This window comes from Streptomyces sp. NPDC002817 (genome assembly GCF_053592055.1).
Genome location: NZ_JBSFUY010000056.1, coordinates 19864 through 38678, shown reverse-complemented (window position 1 = coordinate 38678; position 18815 = coordinate 19864). Strand labels below are relative to the sequence as shown.

The 18815-nt window shown below is 69.5% G+C and carries 21 protein-coding genes; 15 read left to right on the top strand and 6 right to left on the bottom strand.

Annotation, left to right across the window (positions count from 1 at the left end; all coding sequences use genetic code 11):
* Positions 1 to 199: 199 nt before the first annotated feature.
* From ACWD3I_RS46800 to ACWD3I_RS46775, 6 genes are read left to right on the top strand one after another with little or no spacing between them, the layout of a single operon-like run.
* Positions 200 to 1246, top strand: a complete 1047-nt coding sequence (locus ACWD3I_RS46800; protein ID WP_365413807.1) for an aromatic ring-hydroxylating dioxygenase subunit alpha — start codon at positions 200 to 202, stop codon at positions 1244 to 1246.
* Positions 1243 to 1959, top strand: coding sequence for an alpha/beta fold hydrolase (locus ACWD3I_RS46795; RefSeq protein ID WP_365413805.1), 717 nt, complete (start codon positions 1243 to 1245; stop codon positions 1957 to 1959). The genes ACWD3I_RS46800 and ACWD3I_RS46795 overlap by 4 nt, the downstream gene beginning before the upstream one ends.
* A 20-nt stretch (positions 1960 to 1979) precedes the next feature.
* Complete coding sequence (locus tag ACWD3I_RS46790; RefSeq protein WP_365413803.1) at positions 1980 to 2261, top strand: muconolactone Delta-isomerase family protein; 282 nt, start codon at positions 1980 to 1982, stop codon at positions 2259 to 2261.
* A complete protein-coding gene (locus ACWD3I_RS46785; protein ID WP_365413801.1) occupies positions 2258 to 3001 on the top strand; it encodes an SDR family NAD(P)-dependent oxidoreductase in 744 nt (247 codons plus the stop codon). The genes ACWD3I_RS46790 and ACWD3I_RS46785 overlap by 4 nt, the downstream gene beginning before the upstream one ends.
* Before the next feature lie 32 nt (positions 3002 to 3033).
* Positions 3034 to 3390, top strand: coding sequence for a protocatechuate 4,5-dioxygenase subunit alpha (gene ligA / locus ACWD3I_RS46780; protein ID WP_365413799.1), 357 nt, complete (start codon positions 3034 to 3036; stop codon positions 3388 to 3390).
* A gap of 49 nt (positions 3391 to 3439) precedes the next feature.
* On the top strand, positions 3440 to 4231 hold the full coding sequence (locus ACWD3I_RS46775) for a class III extradiol dioxygenase subunit beta (protein ID WP_365413797.1): 792 nt from the start codon (positions 3440 to 3442) through the stop codon (positions 4229 to 4231).
* A gap of 34 nt (positions 4232 to 4265) precedes the next feature.
* On the opposite strand, the gene ACWD3I_RS46770 is transcribed toward ACWD3I_RS46775, so the two are convergent.
* On the bottom strand, positions 4266 to 4841 hold the full coding sequence (locus tag ACWD3I_RS46770) for a TetR/AcrR family transcriptional regulator (RefSeq protein ID WP_365413795.1): 576 nt from the start codon (positions 4839 to 4841) through the stop codon (positions 4266 to 4268).
* 104 nt (positions 4842 to 4945) lie between these two features.
* Between ACWD3I_RS46770 and ACWD3I_RS46765 the strand changes: the two genes are divergently transcribed.
* The 8 genes from ACWD3I_RS46765 to ACWD3I_RS46730 all read left to right on the top strand — a co-directional run bounded on the left by ACWD3I_RS46765 (position 4946) and on the right by ACWD3I_RS46730 (position 12961).
* Positions 4946 to 5911: an SDR family NAD(P)-dependent oxidoreductase gene (locus ACWD3I_RS46765; protein ID WP_365413793.1), complete on the top strand. Its 966-nt coding sequence runs from the start codon at positions 4946 to 4948 to the stop codon at positions 5909 to 5911.
* A gap of 125 nt (positions 5912 to 6036) precedes the next feature.
* The gene (locus ACWD3I_RS46760; protein WP_451084407.1) at positions 6037 to 6744 is read left to right on the top strand and encodes a YceI family protein; all 708 of its coding nucleotides are present in this window, start codon (positions 6037 to 6039) and stop codon (positions 6742 to 6744) included.
* A 93-nt stretch (positions 6745 to 6837) separates the two neighbouring features.
* Positions 6838 to 7824: a nuclear transport factor 2 family protein gene (locus ACWD3I_RS46755; protein WP_365409733.1), complete on the top strand. Its 987-nt coding sequence runs from the start codon at positions 6838 to 6840 to the stop codon at positions 7822 to 7824.
* Positions 7825 to 8052: 228 nt separating this feature from the next.
* On the top strand, positions 8053 to 8934 hold the full coding sequence (locus tag ACWD3I_RS46750) for a dioxygenase family protein (protein ID WP_365409736.1): 882 nt from the start codon (positions 8053 to 8055) through the stop codon (positions 8932 to 8934).
* Entirely contained in the window at positions 8931 to 9449 is a 519-nt protein-coding gene (locus ACWD3I_RS46745) for a DoxX family protein (RefSeq protein ID WP_365409739.1), read from the top strand. The genes ACWD3I_RS46750 and ACWD3I_RS46745 overlap by 4 nt, the downstream gene beginning before the upstream one ends.
* A gap of 4 nt (positions 9450 to 9453) precedes the next feature.
* Complete coding sequence (locus ACWD3I_RS46740) at positions 9454 to 10929, top strand: amidohydrolase family protein (protein ID WP_365409742.1); 1476 nt, start codon at positions 9454 to 9456, stop codon at positions 10927 to 10929.
* A gap of 3 nt (positions 10930 to 10932) precedes the next feature.
* A complete protein-coding gene (locus tag ACWD3I_RS46735; RefSeq protein ID WP_365409745.1) occupies positions 10933 to 12135 on the top strand; it encodes a CaiB/BaiF CoA transferase family protein in 1203 nt (400 codons plus the stop codon).
* A complete protein-coding gene (locus ACWD3I_RS46730; RefSeq protein WP_365409748.1) occupies positions 12128 to 12961 on the top strand; it encodes a citryl-CoA lyase in 834 nt (277 codons plus the stop codon). The genes ACWD3I_RS46735 and ACWD3I_RS46730 overlap by 8 nt, the downstream gene beginning before the upstream one ends.
* A 228-nt stretch (positions 12962 to 13189) precedes the next feature.
* Here the strand turns inward: ACWD3I_RS46730 and ACWD3I_RS46725 are convergent, their stop codons facing one another.
* Genes ACWD3I_RS46725 through ACWD3I_RS46705 form a run of 5 tightly spaced genes read right to left on the bottom strand, consistent with a single transcriptional unit; the run spans position 13190 to position 17822 of the window.
* Positions 13190 to 13324: a hypothetical protein gene (locus tag ACWD3I_RS46725; protein ID WP_365409750.1), complete on the bottom strand. Its 135-nt coding sequence runs from the start codon at positions 13322 to 13324 to the stop codon at positions 13190 to 13192.
* Positions 13325 to 13365: 41 nt separating this feature from the next.
* Entirely contained in the window at positions 13366 to 14982 is a 1617-nt protein-coding gene (locus ACWD3I_RS46720) for a tripartite tricarboxylate transporter permease (RefSeq protein WP_365409753.1), read from the bottom strand.
* A 24-nt stretch (positions 14983 to 15006) separates the two neighbouring features.
* Entirely contained in the window at positions 15007 to 15444 is a 438-nt protein-coding gene (locus ACWD3I_RS46715) for a tripartite tricarboxylate transporter TctB family protein (RefSeq protein WP_365409756.1), read from the bottom strand.
* Positions 15445 to 15447: 3 nt separating this feature from the next.
* Entirely contained in the window at positions 15448 to 16830 is a 1383-nt protein-coding gene (locus ACWD3I_RS46710) for a tripartite tricarboxylate transporter substrate-binding protein (RefSeq protein WP_451084408.1), read from the bottom strand.
* A gap of 38 nt (positions 16831 to 16868) precedes the next feature.
* Positions 16869 to 17822 carry a 5-dehydro-4-deoxyglucarate dehydratase gene (locus ACWD3I_RS46705; RefSeq protein ID WP_365409762.1) on the bottom strand — a complete coding sequence of 318 codons (954 nt, stop codon included), beginning with the start codon at positions 17820 to 17822 and terminating at the stop codon, positions 16869 to 16871.
* A gap of 118 nt (positions 17823 to 17940) precedes the next feature.
* Here ACWD3I_RS46705 and ACWD3I_RS46700 point away from each other — a divergent pair, with 118 nt between their 5' ends.
* A complete protein-coding gene (locus tag ACWD3I_RS46700; protein ID WP_365409765.1) occupies positions 17941 to 18732 on the top strand; it encodes an IclR family transcriptional regulator in 792 nt (263 codons plus the stop codon).
* Positions 18733 to 18815 lie beyond the last annotated feature (83 nt).

Below are 18815 nucleotides of genomic sequence, written 5' to 3'. Positions count from 1 at the left end.
AAGCGGTACTTGAACGCCCGCTTGACCTGCCGCGTCACGCCTCACACCGTATCAACTTCCGTGAGAGCAGCCGGTGTCGTCCGGTGGACGGCGCACGCCGGTCCGCCCTGGCGGCGAACCGGCTTCCCCTGCCCTGCTCCGCAGGAGCTTCATTTCCTCCCCGGCCTGAAGGCCGGGGTATCCACGAAGGACAGACCCGATGACACTGACACAGCACGTGCGCAACGGCTGGTACCTGGGAGCCTGGTCCGACGAGATCGGCCGAACCCTCAAGCAGCGCTGGATCACCGACATCCCGGTCTGCTTCTACCGGCTGCCCGACCAGACCGTCACGGCCGTCGAGGACCGCTGCCCCCACCGCAAGTACCCGCTGTCGCTGGGCCACCTCGACGACGACGGAACCCTCCAGTGCGACTACCACGGCTACCGCTTCGACGGCCAGGGCGTGTGTGTCGGGGTCGCCGAGCAGGCCGACAAGCCCAAGGCGGCACTGCGCCGCTTCCCCCTGGTCGAGCGGGACGGCGCCATATGGATCTGGCCGGGAGACCCCGAGCTGGCCGACGAGGGCCTCCTGCCCGACACCTCGTGGCTGACCGACCCGAACTGGACCCATGTGCACGGGGTCGTCCCGCTGAAGGCCCGGCACCTGCTGCTCCTGGAGAACCTGCTCGACCTCACCCACGAGACGTTCCTGCACCCGAGCAGCATCGGCAACGCCGCCGTCGCCGCGACCCCGATCGACGTGACCGTGGACGGCGACCGGGTCTGCTTCAGCCGCCGCATGATCGGCATCGAGGCGCCGCCGTTCTACGAGAAGTCCTGTGGACTGACCTCTGCGGTGGACCGCTGGCAGGACGGCGACTTCTACCCGCCGGGCATCTTCGTCCTCAACATCCGCGTCGCGGCCACCGGCACCGAGGAGCCGGACGGCTTCCACATGAAGGTGCTGTACGGGATGACGCCGGGACACGGCAACGAGACGCACGACTTCTACGCGCTCGGCCGCGACTACCTCATCGACGACCAGGAGCTCACGAAGTTCCAGCACGAGCAGCAACTGGCCGTGATGCAGGAGGACGTCGACGCCCTGGAGGCGCAGGAGACCATGTACGCCACCGACCCGGGCGGCACCGCCGAGTCCAGCATCAAGTCCGACCTCGCCGCGCTCCGCGGACGCCGGGCGGTGGCGAAGATGCTCACCCGCGAACAGCAGGCCGGCGGCACGCGGCCCCGGGCGTCCGCATGAGCGGCCGCCACGTCTTCGTGTTGCTCCACGGAGCCTGGCACGGCGGCTGGGTGTGGCAGCGTGTCGTCCCGCTGCTGCGCGCGGCCGGACACGAGGTGCACACCCCCACGCTGACCGGGGTGAGTGACCGCGCCCATCTGCTGAGCCCGCAGATCGGTCTCGGCACGCACGTCGAGGACGTGGTGGCGCTGATCGAGGCCCATGACGCCCGGGACGTCGTGCTCGTGGGCCACAGTTACGCGGGCCAGGTCGTCACCGGCGTCGCGGACCGGGTCCCGGACCGGCTTGCGAGGCGGGTCCACCTCGACGCCTTCGTCGGCGACGACGGTGAGGCGGCGATCGATCTGCTGCCCGACACCATCGCCGGGCACTACCGGGAGTCCGTGGCCGGGCCAGGGTTCGGCTGGCTCATCCCGGTGCGCTCGCTGAGCGTGCTCGGCGTCGAGGACCAGGCGGACCTCGACTGGCTCGGCCCTCGACTGACCCCGCACCCGTGGCTGACCTACACCGAGCCACTGCGCCTGACCGGCAAGGCCGACCAGGTCCCCGGCGCCTTCGTCGAGTGCACCGACTGGATGCGGGTGTTCACCCCGCACGCCGAGCGCGCCGCCGCCCGCGGCTGGCCGGTCCACGAGATCGCCACCGGACACGAAGCGATGGTCACCGACCCCGGCCGACTCGCCGAACTGCTGCTGAAGATCGCGGCAGCCTGACCCCGTGAAGGGATACCTCCGTGGAATTCCTCGTCCGCACCGAGAACACGCTGCCCCCGGACACTCCCGACGACGTACGCGAGGAGTTGCGCAAGGGTGAGCGCGAACGGGCCATGCAGCTCAGGGAGGCCGGCATCCTCAAGCGGCTGTGGCGGGTGCCTGGCCGCAGCGCGACCATCGGCCTGTACGAGGCGTCCGACCCGGCACAGCTGCACGACGCGCTGGTCTCCCTGCCGATGTGGAAGTGGATGGACATCACGGTCGAGGCACTCGCCACCCATCCGCAGGAGAAGGCACCATGACCGGCCCGGCGAAGCGCGGCCCCCGGGTCGCCGTGGTCACGGGCGCCGCCGGCGGCCTGGGGCTCGCCATCGCCCGCAGACTGGCCGGGGACGGTTTCACGGTCGCCGCCCTCGACATCGACGAACCCGACGACACCACCTCGATCCCCGGCGGCCGGGCCTGGCGTTGCGACGTCGGGGACCCGGCCGCGACCCGCCAGGCCGTATCCGAGATCGCCGAGGCGTACGGCGGCGTCGACGTCCTCGTCAACAACGCCGGCCTGCTCTCCGACCGGGCGCCGCTGCTGGAGACGACCCCGGAGGAGATGCACCGCTTCTTCGCCGTCAACGCCGTCGGCCCGCTGCTCATGGTGCAGGCGTGCGTGCCCTGGCTGCGCGGCAGCCCGCACCGCGGGCGGGTGGTCAATGTCGCGTCCCGCACCTTCTTCACCGGGTCCCCGGGCCAGATCGCCTACGTAGCGAGCAAGGGCGCGCTCATCGGGATGACCCGGGTGATGGCACGCGAACTGGGCGAGCACCGGATCACGGTCAACGCGGTGGCGCCCGCGCAGGTGGCCACCCCGGGCACCCGGGCGCACTCCGGCGACGAAGTGTTCGCCGCGACCATGAGCCGGCAAGCGATCAAGGAGTTCGTCACCCCGGAGCAGTTCGCGGGGCTGGTCTCCTATCTCGCCTCACCGCACGCGTCCATGGTCACCGGCCAGACGCTCGTCTGTGACGGTGGCGGGCTCCTGCACTGACGGGCACCCACACCGGAAAGGAGAAGAACAGCATGTCCAGCACCACACCCCGACTCCCGGGCACCTATGTCTTCGACGCCGCGGAGAACCGCCGCGGCCGAGCGTTGAACCGGCTCTGCGGGTCGCTCAAGGACGCCGGGAACCGGGAGAGGTTCACAGCCGACGAAGCCGCGTACTGCGAGACGTACGGGCTCACGGCCGAGCAGCGGGACGCCGTTCTGCGGCGGGACTGGAACCGGATGATGGAGCTGGGCGGCTCCATCTTCTACGTCTTCAAGCTCGCCATGGTCGACCAGAAGTCCATGCAGTACCTCGGCGGGGTCTTCACCGGCATGACCACCGAGGAGTTCACGCAGGCGCTGAAAGCGGGAGGGCGGAACTTTGGCTGAGGTGATATGGGGTCTGGCAACCTCGCACGTGCCGTCGATCGGTGCGGCCATGGACCACGGAGAGACGCAAGACCCGTACTGGAAGGCGCTGTTCGACGGATACACGCCGGCGCGGGAGTGGATGGCCCGGCACACCCCCGACGTCGCGGTGGTCATCTACAACGACCACGCCAACGCCGTCGACATGAGCGTCACCCCGGCCTTCGCGCTCGGGACGGCGGAGTCGTACCGGGTGGCCGACGAGGGATGGGGCAGCCGCCCGGTGCCCACGGTCACGGGCGCTCCCGAGTTCTCCGACCACCTCGTCAAAAGCCTGATCGACGACTCTTTCGACCTCACCGTCTACCAGGAACTCGACGTCGACCACGGCCTGACCGTTCCGTTGTCGGTGTACTGCCCCGACCCGGGCGAACGCTGGCCCTGCGCGGTGGTCCCCCTCCTGGTCAACGTCATCCAGTATCCGCAGCCGACCGCCGCGCGGTGCCTGGCCCTCGGCCGCGCGCTCGGCGAGGCCATCCGCTCCTTCCCCGAGGACCTCAAGGTCGCCGTCTTCGGTACCGGCGGCATGTCCCACCAGCTCGCCGGCGCCCGCGCGGGACTGATCAACCAGGACTTCGACCGGATGTTCCTGAACGCGATCGAGCACGACCCCGAGAAACTGGCCGCGCTGACGCGCGAGGAGTACATCCGCGAGGCCGGTTCCGAGGGCATCGAGCTGATCATGTGGCTGATCATGCGCGGCGCGCTGGGACCTCGGATCCGCCGTGTGTACGAGGCCTACCACGTACCGGCGTCCAACACGGCGGCCGGGATGGTGTTGTTGGAGAACCTGAGCCGGTGATATGCCGTCAGCCCGGATGGGCCGGCGCCACGCGTCAGCCGGAGCGGTAGCGGAGGCCGTCGAGCAGGAGGTCGAGCATGCGGCCCGCGCGGTCGCGCAGCCCCTTGTCGCTCGTGATCAGCAGGACACCCCCGAGGCTGAACCCGACATCGAGCGGGTCCACGTCGGAGCGCAGAACTCCCACTTCGGCCCCGGCGTGCAGCAGTGTGCTGATGGCTGTGCTGATCCGGTCGAGACTTTCGGCGAACGGATCCTCGTCGCCGGAGGCGATGACGGCCTTCAGCGCGTCCCCCATGCCCTGCTTGGTGGCCAGGTAGTCGATGAACAGGTCCATCCACCTCCGCATGGCCTGGTCGGGCGGGAGCTGTGCGAGCAGTTCCGGGACGCTGTCGCAGACCCGGGCGAGTTCGTTGCGGTAGGCGGCCTCGAGCAGGGCCTCGCGGGTGGGGAAGTGCCGGTAGAGCGTGCCGATGCCCACGCCGGCGTCCTTGGCGATGGCCTCGAGGGACGCGTCGGTGCCGGTCTCGGAGAACGCGCGCCCCGCGGCTTCGAGCAGGCGTTCCCGGTTGCGTCGCGCGTCAGCACGCAGTCCGCGTGTGGTGGCGGTCACAGCTTTCCTTCCTCCTGGACAATCGGAGGAGCCTCCGCTTAGAGTCTGGAAGTAATCGGAGGCACCTCCGGTTTCGAGAGTAGCAAACAGGGAGCATGGCGAGAATGGCCACGAGGACAGGCATCACCAGTCCGTTCACCAGCCGGTCCACGGCTGCCGACGTCATCGCGGGCATCGACCTCACGGGCCGCCGCGCTGTCGTCACCGGGGCGGCGTCCGGCATCGGCGTGGAGACCGCCCGAGCGCTGGCCGGCGCCGGCGCGCAGGTCACACTGGCCGTGCGGGACACCGCCGCCGGCGATCGCACCGCGAAGGACATCCGGGCCGCCACCGGCTCCGAAGGCGTGCGGGTGGCCGCCCTGGACCTGACCGATCCGGCGTCCGTCCGCGCCTTCACCACCGCCTGGCACGGCCCGCTGCACATCCTCGTCAACAACGCCGGGGTCATGGCCGCCCCGGAGCGCCGCACACCCCAGGGCTGGGAGTTGCAGTTCGCCACCAACCACCTGGGGCACTTCGCCCTGGCCACCGGGCTGCACGAGGCGCTCGCGGCGGCCGCCGGTGCCCGGGTGGTGTCGGTGAGTTCCAGCGGCCATCTGTTCTCACCCGTCGTCTTCGACGACCTCCACTTCACCGAGCGGCCCTACGACCCGTGGCTGGCGTACGGTCAGTCCAAGACCGCAAACGTGCTGTTCGCGGTCGAAGCCGGCCGGCGATGGACCGCCGACGGAATCACGGTCAACGCGCTGATGCCCGGAGGGATCCAGACCAACCTGGGGCGCTACATGGACGAGGCCTCGATGGGCCTGTTCATGACCCACCTGCGAGCCCTCCTCGGCGAAGGAACGCCCCTGCCCGAGATGTCCTTCAAATCGGTCGAACAGGGCGCCGCGACCTCCGTCCTGCTGGCCACCTCACCCTTGCTCGACGGCATCAGCGGCCGGTACTTCGAAGACTGCGACGAGGCCCCGCTGCACCAGCCGGGCACCAACACCGGGGTCGCACCCCACGCCCTGGACCCGGAGGCGGCCGAGCGGCTCTGGCAGGTCTCCGAGCAACTCCTGGACTGACCCCATCCCGCCCGCCGCCCACAGCTGAGCCCGCGCACGCCCGTAGCGACCCCTCACGTCCCAGGGCGACCCGCGACCAAATACTTGAAACTTCAGTTGAATTACGAAAACATATAGGAGACACCATGGCAGGCAGCATCCGCAGGCACTGGAAGCGCTGGCTCATCGCCGGTGTGGCCGCCGTCGCCGTGCTGTGCACGGCGGGCCCCTTCATCTACATCAACTACGTCCAGGACAAGCCACCGGCCGCCCTCTCGCTCGACGACCCACCAGGCTCGGACTCCTCCGGCAGTTCCCCGGGCTCCGGGGAGGATGTCGAGGGTGCCTGGCGGGTGGGCAGCGGTTCGCAGGCCGGTTACCGCGTCGACGAAGTCCTCTTCGGTCAGAACGTGACGGCGGTGGGCCGTACCGAAAAGGTCACCGGAGAGCTGGAGATCGAAGGCAACCGGGCGGTCAACGGATCCTTCACCGTCGACCTCGCCTCGGTGAAGAGCGACTCCGACCAGCGCGACGGCCAGTTCCGCGGCCGGGTCATGAACACCGAGCGGTACCCGCAGGCCTCCTTCAGGCTCACCGAGCCCGTCGACTTCGGCTCCGCTCCGGCGGTGGGCGAGCAGGTCAGCGCCAAGGCCGCAGGCGAGCTGACCGTCCACGGTGAGACCAACTCGGTCTCCTTCGAGCTCGACGCCCAGCGCACCGCCGACGGCTTCCGGGTCAACGGCTCCATCCCGGTCACCTTCGCCGACTACGGCATCGAGGCACCCGACTTCGGCGGGATCGCGGTGGAGGACGAGGGAAACATCGAGTTCCTCCTCGCCTTCGACCGCGCCTGACCCCACACGGGCGCCCTCGCCCTCTACTCCCGATCCCCCACCGGACACCCGCCGACGCGTTCGCCGGCGTCCGCACATCATTGGAGACCCCCCATGTCGAACAGCACCAGCCGACTGCCCCGTAAGGCCATAGCCACTCTCCTGGCCGCGGCGACCGTAGGCGCTGTGGCCGGCCTCGCACCTGCCGCCACGGCCACCGCCACCGCCTCAGCGCCGTCCCACAGCAGCCCGGGCCTCGGCCTCGACGCCGCGTACACAAGCCCCGCCACGCAGGAGCGCAACAAGCGCGTCGCCGTCCACGTCCTCACCCAGCTCTTCGAGGAGGGCAACCTCAAGGTCGCCGACCGGTACATCAGCGAGGACTACATCCAGCACAACCCCGCCGCGCCCAACGGCCGGGAAGCGATCAAGAACTTCATCCGCGACTGGACCGCGCGCTTCCCGGACCACCAGTACAACGTCAAGCGGGTCCTCGCCCAGGGCAACCTGGTCCTGGTGCACTCCAACCCCGTCTACGAACCCGGCACCCGTGGCACGGCCGTGGTCGACATCTTCCGCTTCGACCCCAGGAGCGGCATGATCGCCGAGCACTGGGACACGGTCCAGGACGTGCCGGCGACCACCGTCAACGGCAACGACATGTTCGGCACGGTCAGCAACCCGCACTCGAACCAGCCCAGCGGCCCTCGCTGGAGCACGTCTCTCAGCGAGAAGATCGCCACCAGTTACTTCGACACCCTCCTCGTCGACAAGAACCCCGACGCCGTCAGGTACCTCGCGCCGGAGTACTACCAGCACAACCCGACCATCCCCAACGGCTCGGCCGGCCTGCGTGAGCAGTTCACCAACTTCTTCCGCCAGTTCCCGAACCTGATCGTGGAACGCAAGCGCGTCATCGCCGACAAGGACTACGTCGCCATCCACGCCCACTACCGGCTCAGCCCCGAGGACCGGGGGCAGTCGGTCGTGGACATCTTCCGGGTCGAGAAGCAGAAGAACGGCAAGCTCAAGATCGTCGAGCACTGGGACGCCGTACAGGACGTCCCGGCCACCTCCGCCAACGACAACACGATGTTCTGACCTCTCCGGTTGCTCGCGATGCCTCGCAGTGCCTCGGCCCGTCACCGGTCGGTGACGGGCCACGCATTTCCCGGGTGCGGACAGCAGTCCGATCGCCCCCAACCCGAGCCTGGCTCCGACGCAGCCGCCCAAGGGCTTGATTTACGAGTCAACCATGCACCAGTGTGTCCGTTGTGCGGACTCATGTCCGTACAGCGGTCGAGGCCGGAACGAATCGAGGAGGATTCCATGGCCTTCGTAACGGAGGACAACCTCAGCGACCTGGCGGTGAAGCGGTGGGCCACGGCGCACTCGCCCCGGCTCGCCGAGCTGATGACAGCGTTGGTGCGGCACCTCCACGCGTACGCCCGCGAGGTCGGGCTGACAGAGCAGGAGTGGGCGGCTGCCGTCGAATGGCTCACGGCGACCGGCCGGATCAGTGACGACAAGCGTCAGGAATTCATCCTCGCCTCCGACGTCCTGGGGCTCAGCACGCTCGTCGTCCAGCTGAACCACTACTTCTCTGCGGACGCCACTCCGGCGACGGTGCTCGGTCCGTTCCACATCGACGGCTCTCCGACGGCCGGTTTCGGAGCCGACATGTCGGACGGCATCCGGGGCACGCCGCTGTTCATCACCGGCCGCGTCCTCGACCTCGACGGCACGCCTCTGCCCGACGTCGTCCTGGACGTGTGGCAGGCCGACGCCGACGGCGCCTACGAGGCGCAGCTGGAGGAGATCGACGAGGCCCGGCTGCGCGCGCTGTACCGGACGCGGGCGGACGGCACGTACTGCGTGCGCACCATCGCGCCACGCGGCTACGCGATTCCGATGGACGGTCCGGTCGGTGACCTGATCAGCAGGACCGACATCAGCCACTTCCGTCCCGCGCACATCCACTTCCTGATCGACCACCCCGGCCACGAGAAGCTCATCACCCATCTGTTCCGGGAGGATTCCGAATTCCTCGACACCGATGTCGTGTTCGGCACCAAGGACGAGCTGATCGTGCGCTTCACCGAGGAACCGGCCGGCTCCTCCCCTGACGGCACCACCATCGACGAGCCGTACCTGCGCGCCGAGTTCGATTTCGTGCTGCAGCCCCGGTCAACGAGCGGGACTCGGCCGTGAGTCTCGGGCTGCTTCTGCTGCGGCTGCTGCTCGCCGCGCTGCTGTTCGGCCACGGCACCCAGAAGCTGTTCGGCTGGTTCGGCGGCGCGGGACGGGCCGGGACCGCCGCCGTCTTCGACCGGTGGGGCTTCGTGCCCAGCCGGTCGATGGTGCTCGTCGCCGGGGCGGCCGAACTCACCGGAGCGGTCTCGGCCGCGGCCGGGCTGCTGACTCCCGGCGGCTGCGCGGTGATCGTCGGCACCATGGCGGTCGCGGCGGCGGCGACCGCGCCGAACGGCTTCTGGGCCCAGCAGGGCGGCTGCGAAGTGCCCTTCTCCTACGGCGCGTTGGCCGCGGTCCTCGCCTTCACCGGCCCCGGCGCCTGGTCACTCGACCACGCCCTCGGGCTGACGGAACTCGACGGCTACGCATGGGGATGCGCGGCAATGGCCCTCGGCCTGGCCACCGCGGCCGTACCCCTGACCGCCCGCTCCCGTGTTCTGCGGGCCCGGACCACAGACTCCACAACGAGGTGACCCCATGACGAGCGAACAACCACGCCGAGAAGACTTCGCCCCCGGACGCCCCGTCCTGTTCCGCGACGCGACCGTCCTGTCCATGGACCCCGCGATCGGCCTGCTCGACCGCGGTGACGTCCTGGTCCGCGGCGAACGGATCGAACAGGTCGGAAGGGACCTCCAGGCACCGGACGACGCGGTGGTGGTGGACTGCGCCGGAGGCATCCTCATGCCCGGCATGGTCGACACCCACCGGCACATGTGGCAGACCGCGCTGCGCGGCCTCGGAGCCGACTGGACCCTCTCGCAGTACTTCGTCTTCTACTACCTCAACTGGGGCAAGATCTTCCGCCCCGAGGACATCCACGCCGGCAACCTGCTGTCCGGCATCGAGGCCATCGACGCGGGTGTGACCACCACGCTGGACTGGTCGCACGGCCTGCAGACGCCCGAGCACGGGGACGCGGCCGTCGAATCGCTGCGCGCGGTGCCGGGCCGCTTCGTACTGGCCTACGGCAACCTGCTCGGCGCCCCCTGGGAGTGGGCCCGCTCGAAGGAATTCCGGTCCTTCGTCGACCGCCACTTCTCGGGGCGGGACGACATGCTGGGCCTGCAGCTCGCCTTCGACGTGACCGGTGACGAGGCCTTCCCCGAGAAGGCGGCGTTCGAGGCGGCCCGCGAGCTCGAGCTGCCCGTCACCACCCACGCGGGCGTCTGGGGCGCGACGAACGACAACGGCATACGTCTGATGTGGGACCACGGGTTCATGACGCCCGACGTCACCTATGTCCACGCGGCGACGCTCAGCGAGGACTCGTACCACCGGATCGCCGCCTCGGGCGGCACGGTCTCGGTGTCGGCGGAGAGCGAGCACAACGCCGGCCAGGGCTACCCTCCCACCTGGCGGCTGAGGCGCCACGGCATCCCCGTGTCGCTGTCGATGGACACCAGCGTGTGGTTCAGCGCCGATCTGTTCTCGGCGATGCGCGCCACGCTGTCGGCCGACCGAACGCGGGAGCACATGGCGGCCCACGCGGCCGGGGAGACGGTGGTCCACCACAGCCTGCGGGCCCGGGACGTCGTGGAGTGGGCCACGATCGGCGGCGCCGGCGTGCTCGGCCTCAGCGACACCATCGGCTCGTTGACGCCGGGCAAGAAGGCCGACCTCGTCCTGCTCAAGAACGACCGGTCCCCGGCGATGTACCCGATCCTGCACCCCTACGGGCACGTGGTCTACCAGGCCACCCGCGCCGACGTGCACACCGTGCTGGTCAACGGAACCGTGGTGAAGTACGCGCACGAACTGGTCGGCGTCGACCTGGAGCGGGCCCGCACCGCCGTCGCCGCGACCGTGGACCACGCGCGGACCACCATGGGCGAGGACGCGTGGCGGGAGGCCGTGGAGCCGCAGATCCCGACAACCGAGGTGATCTCGAACCCGTACACCTACAGCGAGTACCGCGGCGAGGGCGTCGCCGTGCAGAACGAGGGGGCGTAGCCCGTGAACGGCGGTTCAGGCGCCTCACGCGGACCGCTCGACGGGCTGCTGGTGGCGGACTTCTCCCGCATCCTGGCCGGTCCGTACGCGACGATGCTGCTCGCCGATCTCGGGGCCGACGTGGTGAAGGTCGAAGGCCCTCAAGGGGACGACACCCGCACGTGGACGCCGCCGGTGCGCGACGGTGTGTCGACCTACTACCTGGGGATCAACCGCGGGAAGCGGTCGATCGCGCTCGACTTCCGTGACGAGGCGGACGCGCGGCTGGCGAGGGAGCTCGCACGACGCGCGGACGTGGTGATCGAGAACTTCAAGCCGGGCGGACTGGCCCGGTACGGCCTCGACCACGCCTCGGTGAGCACCCGGAACCCGGGCGTGGTGTACGCGTCGATCAGCGGTTTCGGAGCCGGACCCGGCCGGAACGTACCCGGCTACGACCTGATGGTCCAGGCGATCTCCGGACTGATGAGCCTCACCGGTGACCCGGACGGGCCGCCGTACCGGGCGGGCATCTCCGTCTTCGACGTGATGGCGGGCAACCACGCCGCCATCGGCATCCTCGCCGCGCTACGGCACCGCGACGCCACCGGCCGGGGCCAGCTCGTCGAGGTCAACCTGCTGTCCTCGGCACTGACCGGGCTGGTCAACCACAGCTCCTCCTACGTCGCCGGCGACACCGTCCCCTACCGGATGGGCAACGCGCACCCCAGCGTCTTCCCCTACGAACCGCTGCCGACGGCCGACCAGGACCTGATCGTCACCGCGGCCAACGACGGGCAGTTCCGCAAGCTGTGCGAAGTACTCGAGATCCCCGAGACCGCCGACGATCCCCGCTTCCGGCACAACGCCGACCGTACCGAGCGACGGGAGGAACTCCGGCCCCTCCTGCTCGAACGGCTCAAGACGAGGACCGCCCTGGAGTGGTTCGATCTGCTCGTCGACGCCGGGGTCCCCTGCGGACCGATCAACACCATCGACGGTGGATTCGCGATGGCCGAACGCTTCGGACTCGACCCGGTCGTCGAGGTCGGCGAGGGAGACCGGACCGTACCCACGACACGGCACCCGATCCGCTTCTCCGAGACGCCCGCCACCTACCGACTGCCCCCGCCCGAACTGGACGAGCACCGGACCGAACTCCGCAAGTGGCTGGAGGACGGAGTGGGGGACGGAGTGGGGGACGATCCGGAGGACGAGAATGCCTGAGAAACCGAATGCGCCCGAGTACCCGACCGCCCTCGGTGCGTCCTCCCTGGACAGCATCACCCTGCTCGGCCAAGACCTCGCGGCCGACGTGATGGGCGAGGTGGGCTTCGGCGAGCTGGCGTTCTGGCTCGCCACACAGCGCCGCCCCACCCCCGGGGAGACACGGGTGTTCGAGGCCGTGCTCGCCGCACTCGCCGACCACGGCTTCACCCCGACCGCCATAACGGCCCGGCTGACATACCTGTCGGCCCCCGACTCGATACAGGGAGCCATCGCCGCAGGGCTTCTCGGCGGCGGCTCCCGCTTCCTCGGCGTGACCGAGGACTGCGGCCGCTTCCTGCACGACGCCCTGTCAACGCTGGAGAACGGCCACCCGACCGACGAGGCCGGCTGGGACGAACTCGCCCTGGCCACCGTACGTTCCCGAAGAGAGGCCCGGGGGCTCATCCCCGGCCTCGGACACCACGTCCACAAAGAAGGTGACCCCCGTACTCCGAGGCTGTTCCAACTCGCCACGGAGGAAGGGTTGTTCGGCCCGCACCTGTCGCTGTTCGCGGCCATCGGCCGGGTCCACCCCCAGGTACTGGGCAGAACACTGCCGTTGAACGGCGCCGGCGTCTGCGGTGCCGCACTCGCGGACCTCGGCCTCCCGCTGGAACTGCTGCGCGCCTTCGCCCTCCTCGCCCGCACGGCCGGACTCATCGGCCAGCTCGCCGAGGAGATCCGCAACCCCGTCGCGAACGACATCTTCCTCTCGGTGGACCTCAACAACCGCGCCGTACCGCCGCACCCTGCCCACGGAGGCGAAGCTTCGACAAGCGGCTGATCAGGACGGCACTGATGCCGTACGACGTTGACTTGCTCCTCGAATCGGATGTGGCTCCCGCGGCAGCGGCTTGCGGGTGATCCGGACCTCTTCGGCGGTGCGGTGGAACTCCTCGCTGCGCGGAAAACTCCACGATCCGCTCCCTGGCCGCGTCGGCCTGCGCGGTGATCTCGCGCTCCTGTTCCTCCAGTCGTGCGGGCACCGCGCCGAGGCTGAGCTGATCACCCCTCATGCGGTGTGCCAGGACGGCACGGTCGCTCCGGTCAGCCGACGCGGTATCACCCCGGTCATCGCCCGGTACACCCGCGACTCGGAGGTGCGGGGCTGGTGTTCGTCGTCGCGTGCCGGCGGCTCGCTGGCCACGGCCACCCGGTGCCCTGCAGCAGCCTGGCCCGGACCAGGGCTCAGCCCGGGTGCTGTCGCTCCTCGCTGTGGCCGCCGGGTTCGGCCGCCGTGCCGGGGTGGTCCGGGGTTCGCTCCGGGGTGGGCGTGGTGTCGGGGTGGGGGACGGTCGCGGGGGTGTCGGGAGGTCCGGGCTGCCGGAGCTTCTTGCGGAGGCTGAGGAGGGGTACGGCGACCGTGAAGACGACAACGAAGGCGAGCAGCGTGGCGGAGACGGGGCGGCCCAGGAAGCCGGTCACGTCGCCGTCGAACATCCGCATCGAGCGCCGGAAGTCGGTCTCCAGCAGGTTGCCGAGCACGAAGGCGAGGACGAGCGGGCCGGGTGGCAGACCGACCTTCTTCATCAGATAGCCGACGACGCCGAGCACGACCACGGCGAGCATGTCGAACATGCTGGAGCGGATCGTGTAGACGCCGATCATGGTGATGAGCACGGTCAGCGGCGCCAGGATGCTGGCCCGGACGCGCAGCACGCGGACGAACAGCCCGATCAGCGGCATGCTGAGGATGATCAGGAACAGGTTCCCGATGTACATGGAGTCGATGACGCCCCAGAACACCTCGGGATGTTCGTCGATCATCTGCGGGCCCGGGGTCACGCCCGCCAGCAGCAGGGCGCCGAACATGACGGCCATGGTCGCGTTGGCCGGGATGCCGAGGGTGAGCAGCGGGATGAACGAGGAGGTGGCGGCGGTGTTGTTGGCCGCCTCCGGGCCCGCGACCCCCTCGATCGCGCCCTTGCCGAACCGCTCGGGCGTCCTGGAGGAACGCTTCTCGACCGTGTAAGCGACCATCGAGGCCATCGTGGCGCCGCCGCCGGGAAGGATGCCTAGGAAGAAGCCGACCACTGTCCCCCGGGTGATCGCCCACCTGGACTGCAGGAACTCCGCCCGGCTGGGCCGGGCCCGGCCCACGCGGGGCTCCGGCGGGGCCCCATGGCGAAGGCGTTCGAGGCTGTGCAGGATCTCGCCTATGCCGAACAGGCCCATGGCGAGGATGACGAAGTCGAGCCCGTCGGCGAGTTGGTCGCTGCCGAAGGTGTAGCGAGCGCTGCCCAGGAGCGGGTCGCGGCCCACGGTGGCGAGCAGCAGCCCGATGCTGCCCGCGAGGAGGCTGCGGCGCAGGGATCCGGTACTCAGGGTGGAGATCATCAGGATGCCGAGCAGCGCGAGCGCGGCGTACTCCGGCGGGCCGAAGGCCAGAGCCCAGCCCGCCACCAGCGGGGCCGCCACGCTCAGTGCGACGATGCCCACGGTGCCGCCGATGAACGAGGCGATCGCGGCGATGCCGAGCGCGGATCCGGCGCGGCCCGTGCGGGCCATCTCGTGGCCGTCGATGGCGGTCACCACCGTCGAGGCCTCTCCTGGCAGGCGGAGCAGCACCGAGGTGACCGTGCCGCCGTACTGGGCGCCGTAGAAGATACCAGCGAGCAAGATGATCGCCGAGGCCGGTTCGAGGGTGTACGTGACCGGGAGCAGGATGGCGATGGTGGCGGCCGGGCCGAGGCCGGGCAGCACGCCGACCAGCATGCCGAGGGTCACCCCGATCAGGCAGTACAGCAGGTTCTGCGGCTCGAAGACCACGCCGAAGCCGTCCAGAGCGGGAGCGAGGAAGTCCATCGGGTTCTCACAGGTGTCGAGGGATCAGAACGCGACGAGATGAGGCAGCGAGACGCCCAGGGCGACGATGAAGAGCAGATAGGACGCCGCGCACGCGGCCAGTGCCACGGCCAGGCTGAGCCGCCAGCTGTCCCGGCCGAAGCCGCGCATCCACAGCACCAGCAGGAGCACCGTCATGACCTCGAAGCCCACCTGCTCGATGAGCAGGGTGTACGCGACCAGCGACAGAGCTCCCAGGGCCACCACGGCGGATTGCCTGCTGAACGGATCCTGCTCGGTGTCCGCGCCGGGATTGAGGAGCAGCGAGGCGGACAGCGTCACCATGGCGAGGCTCACGATCAGGGGCCACAGCCCGGGGCCGGGGTCGGCAGGCGAACCCAGCCCCATCGATACGGCCGCCAGGGCGGCGAGGGCGCCGATACCGAGCGGCACCAGCGCCCCCAGTCGTGCCTGGGTCCGCATGCCTCAGCCCTCGTTCTTCAGGTCCAGATCGAACGTGTCGATGAGCTCGCCGTAGCGCTTCTTGGCGGTCTCGACCTGCTTGACGACGGCGTCCGGCGAGGCCTCCCAGCGGCCGATGTAGTTGTTCTCCAGGAACTTGCCGTACTCCGGGTCCTTGAAAGCCTTCTTCAGTGCCGCTCGAAGCTCGGAGACGACGTTGTCCGGCAGTCCTGCCGGGCCGGCGACCCAGCGGCGCTGGTCCACGACGACGTCGTGGCCGGACTCGACAGCGGTGGGCACGTCGGGAAGGAAGTCGATGCGCTCCTTGGCGAAGACCGCCAGTGGACGCAGCTTTTCGGACGTCAGATGGGGAGCGGCCTCGGCCACATGGATGGCGCCGACGTCCACCTGGCTGCCCAGCAGCGCGGTCGCTGTGGGCGCGCCGCCGTCGAACGGAATGCCGGTGGCTTTGACGCCGGCGTCGCCGAAGAGGAGGGCCTGGGCCAGCTCACTGCCGGTGCCGGCGCCGGTGGTGCCGTACTTGACCGACTTCTTCGCGAGCAGGTCGTCGAGGGTCTCGATGTCCGACTGCGCCGGGACGACGAGGACGTAGTCCTCCACGGTCAGCCCGGAGATGACGTCCATGTCGGACATCTTGATCGGGTCGTCGTCGACGACGGTGTGCGGGCCGATCGACATGAGCGACTGGGAGAGCATGACCAGGCTGTAGCCGTCGGGCTTGCGGCCCAGGATCTCCTTGCCGCCCACGGCGCCGTTGGCGCCGGGCTTGTTCTCCACCACGACGGACTGTCCCAGGGGGTCCTCCAACGCCTTGGCGGCGGCGCGCGATATCAGGTCGGTGCTGCCGCCCGGGTCGGAAGGCACGGTCCACTCCACGGTCTTGGTGGGATAGTTCTCGGCGTCTTCGCCGCTGCCCCCGCCGCCCTGGACCCCTCCGCACGAGGTGAGGGTGAGAAGCGCAGTGGCGCAGACAGCCGCGCCGGCGAGGTGCCGGCCCTGGCGCAGTCGGGCCTGGAACATCATGGTTCTCCTTGATGGGTGGGGTTCTGGCCGGCCGGGGTCACCTCTGCGGGAGCGGTGGCTCCGCCCGGTCGGGGTGCTTGCGCCGCGTGGCCGCGACGTCGTCGCAGTCGTGGCATGGCGGCGTCCGGTTGAACTGTTCGTGCAGGCGGGCCAGTCGTGCAGGCGGGCTGACACCAGGGCGTGGAAGGCCGCGATCTCCTCGTCGAGGTGGTCGCGCCTGCCGTAGGTCTCACCGATGCCGGCGACGCCGTCGGAGGTCTCTGTCTCGACGATGCTGCCGGGTGTGTACGGCTGATGCGCACCAAGGGAGTTGAACAGCGGCGGGTCATTGATGAGGATGGGGGTGACGGTCACCTTGGAGATGCGAGGCGCGCTGCTGAGCACGGGGTTCCCTCACTTCCTCACCTGTCCGTTGCGAGCTCCAGGCCGGTGTGCAGGAGGGCCTCGAGTTGCCCCAGGTGGTCAGGGGCCGGTTCCATCAGGGGCGCGCGGACCGGGCCGACCGGGGCTCCGCGGAGCCGGGCCGCCGCCTTGACCAGGGACACCGCATATCCCGTGCCCTGGTCGCGCAGTTCGACCAGGGGCAGGTAGAACTCCCTCAGCAGCTGTTCCGTTCTTGGGTGGTCTCCGGCCCGGTGCGCCGTGTAGAACGCGCCCGCGATCTCGGGTGCGAAGGCGTGGACCGCCGAGGAGTAGGCGGGGATGCCGATGCTCGCGTACGCCCGTGCCTGCATTTCGGCGGTGGCCACGCCGTTGAAGAACAGCCAGTCGCCGGGCGCCACCAGCCGCAGCCGCTGCATCTGGTCGAGGTCGCCGTGCCCGTCCTTGAGGCCGACGACGCCGTCGACCGTGGCCAGTTCCCTGACCGCGGCGGTGGTCAGCTTGACCTGCCCGCGCTGATAGACGATCAGGGGAAGGGGTGAGCCACCCGCCACTGCGCGGACATGGTCCACATATCCGCGCTGCGGGGCGGAGATGAGGTAGTGCGGCATGAGCAGTCCGGCGTCCGCGCCGGCCTCCTCTGCGAGCCGGGCGAACTGCAGCCCGAGCGACCAGCCGTACCCGACGCCGGCCACCACCGGGACCTGTCCCGCCACGACGTCTACGGCGGTGCGTACGACGGCGTGGTACTCCTCGGCGGACAGCGAGAAGAACTCACCGGTTCCGCAGGCAACGAAGACGGCGCCCGGACCGGCGGCGAGCTGCGCAGTCAGGTGGGAGCGGAAGCCGTCGAGGTCGAGGCCGCCTTCGGCGTCGAAGGAGGTCAGCGGGAACGACAGGACACCCTGCGCCATTCCTTTGCGCAGCCGGTCCGCCGTGTGGCGGTCGCGCTCGATATCCCGAGTCGTCTGCATGCGCGCATCCTGTCTTCGTATGTAGACAGTCGTCTTGTGATGGAGAGCATGGCTACATGGCTGATATCCGTCAAGCATCGGTGCAAGAATTCTTCGAGTGCGTTCGGAAGGGGTGTCGATGAGTGAGCCTGAGGCGGCCAGCGGCGTACGGGGCGTGAAGTCGGCAGCCCGTACGGTCGAGTTGCTCGAGCTCCTGGCCGCGCGGCAGAACCGGCCCGCCCGGCTGCGAGAACTCAGCGAGGCCCTCGGTGCCCCGCGCAGCAGCGTCTACGCGCTGCTGCGGACCCTGACGGAGCACGGCTGGGTCCGTACCGATCCCTCCGGCACGCTCTACAGCGTCGGCATCCGCGCCCTCCTCGCGGGGACGACCTACCTGGACGCGGACCCTTATCTGCGCATCGTCCAGCCACTGATCAACGACCTGAGCGCCAGGCTCGACGAGACCATCCACTACGGCCGACTGGACCGCACGGACATCGTCTATCTGGCGACACACGAATCCAGCCAGTACCTCCGCCCCTTCAGCCGGGTCGGCCGCCGGCTCCCGGCCTTCAGCACGGCACTGGGCAAGGCACTGCTCGCCGAGCGGTTGGACACCGACCTGGCCGATCATGTCCCCGACACGCTGAAGCCCCTCACACCGAACACCCACGCCGACCACGACGCCCTGATCAAGGACCTGCGGGCCACCGCCGAGCGCGGATACGCCATCGACAACGAGGAGAACTTCGTCGGCGTCGTCTGCTACGGATTCTCACTCCGGTTCACCACACCCCCGATCGACGCGATCAGCTGCTCGATCCCCATCGACCGGCTCAACCCCGCGAGGACTGAGGAACTCATCGAGGCCATGCGGATCACCCGGCTGTCGATCGAGCGGATGGCGCCGATCGACCACACGATGCCGTAGGGCGTTCGCCCGACGGAACAGCCACGAGTCGCCCCATCGACATCGCCGTCACCCCCAGCTCGAAAAGGGGCCGCTTCGAGCCA

Excerpts from the sequence above, each read along its gene's own strand:
- ACWD3I_RS46765 (WP_365413793.1), top strand. The coding sequence starts at position 4,946 with ATGGCCACGAGGACAGGCATCACCAGTCCGTTCACCAGCCGGTCCACG.
- ACWD3I_RS46800 (WP_365413807.1), top strand. The coding sequence starts at position 200 with ATGACACTGACACAGCACGTGCGCAACGGCTGGTACCTGGGAGCCTGG.
- ACWD3I_RS46740 (WP_365409742.1), top strand. The coding sequence starts at position 9,454 with ATGACGAGCGAACAACCACGCCGAGAAGACTTCGCCCCCGGACGCCCC.
- ACWD3I_RS46795 (WP_365413805.1), top strand. The coding sequence starts at position 1,243 with ATGAGCGGCCGCCACGTCTTCGTGTTGCTCCACGGAGCCTGGCACGGC.
- ACWD3I_RS46720 (WP_365409753.1), bottom strand. The coding sequence starts at position 14,982 with ATGGACTTCCTCGCTCCCGCTCTGGACGGCTTCGGCGTGGTCTTCGAG.
- ACWD3I_RS46785 (WP_365413801.1), top strand. The coding sequence starts at position 2,258 with ATGACCGGCCCGGCGAAGCGCGGCCCCCGGGTCGCCGTGGTCACGGGC.
- ACWD3I_RS46775 (WP_365413797.1), top strand. The coding sequence starts at position 3,440 with ATGGACCACGGAGAGACGCAAGACCCGTACTGGAAGGCGCTGTTCGAC.
- ACWD3I_RS46715 (WP_365409756.1), bottom strand. The coding sequence starts at position 15,444 with ATGCGGACCCAGGCACGACTGGGGGCGCTGGTGCCGCTCGGTATCGGC.
- ACWD3I_RS46730 (WP_365409748.1), top strand. The coding sequence starts at position 12,128 with ATGCCTGAGAAACCGAATGCGCCCGAGTACCCGACCGCCCTCGGTGCG.
- ACWD3I_RS46705 (WP_365409762.1), bottom strand. The coding sequence starts at position 17,822 with ATGCAGACGACTCGGGATATCGAGCGCGACCGCCACACGGCGGACCGG.
- ACWD3I_RS46755 (WP_365409733.1), top strand. The coding sequence starts at position 6,838 with ATGTCGAACAGCACCAGCCGACTGCCCCGTAAGGCCATAGCCACTCTC.
- ACWD3I_RS46760 (WP_451084407.1), top strand. The coding sequence starts at position 6,037 with ATGGCAGGCAGCATCCGCAGGCACTGGAAGCGCTGGCTCATCGCCGGT.
- ACWD3I_RS46750 (WP_365409736.1), top strand. The coding sequence starts at position 8,053 with ATGGCCTTCGTAACGGAGGACAACCTCAGCGACCTGGCGGTGAAGCGG.
- ligA (WP_365413799.1), top strand. The coding sequence starts at position 3,034 with ATGTCCAGCACCACACCCCGACTCCCGGGCACCTATGTCTTCGACGCC.
- ACWD3I_RS46700 (WP_365409765.1), top strand. The coding sequence starts at position 17,941 with ATGAGTGAGCCTGAGGCGGCCAGCGGCGTACGGGGCGTGAAGTCGGCA.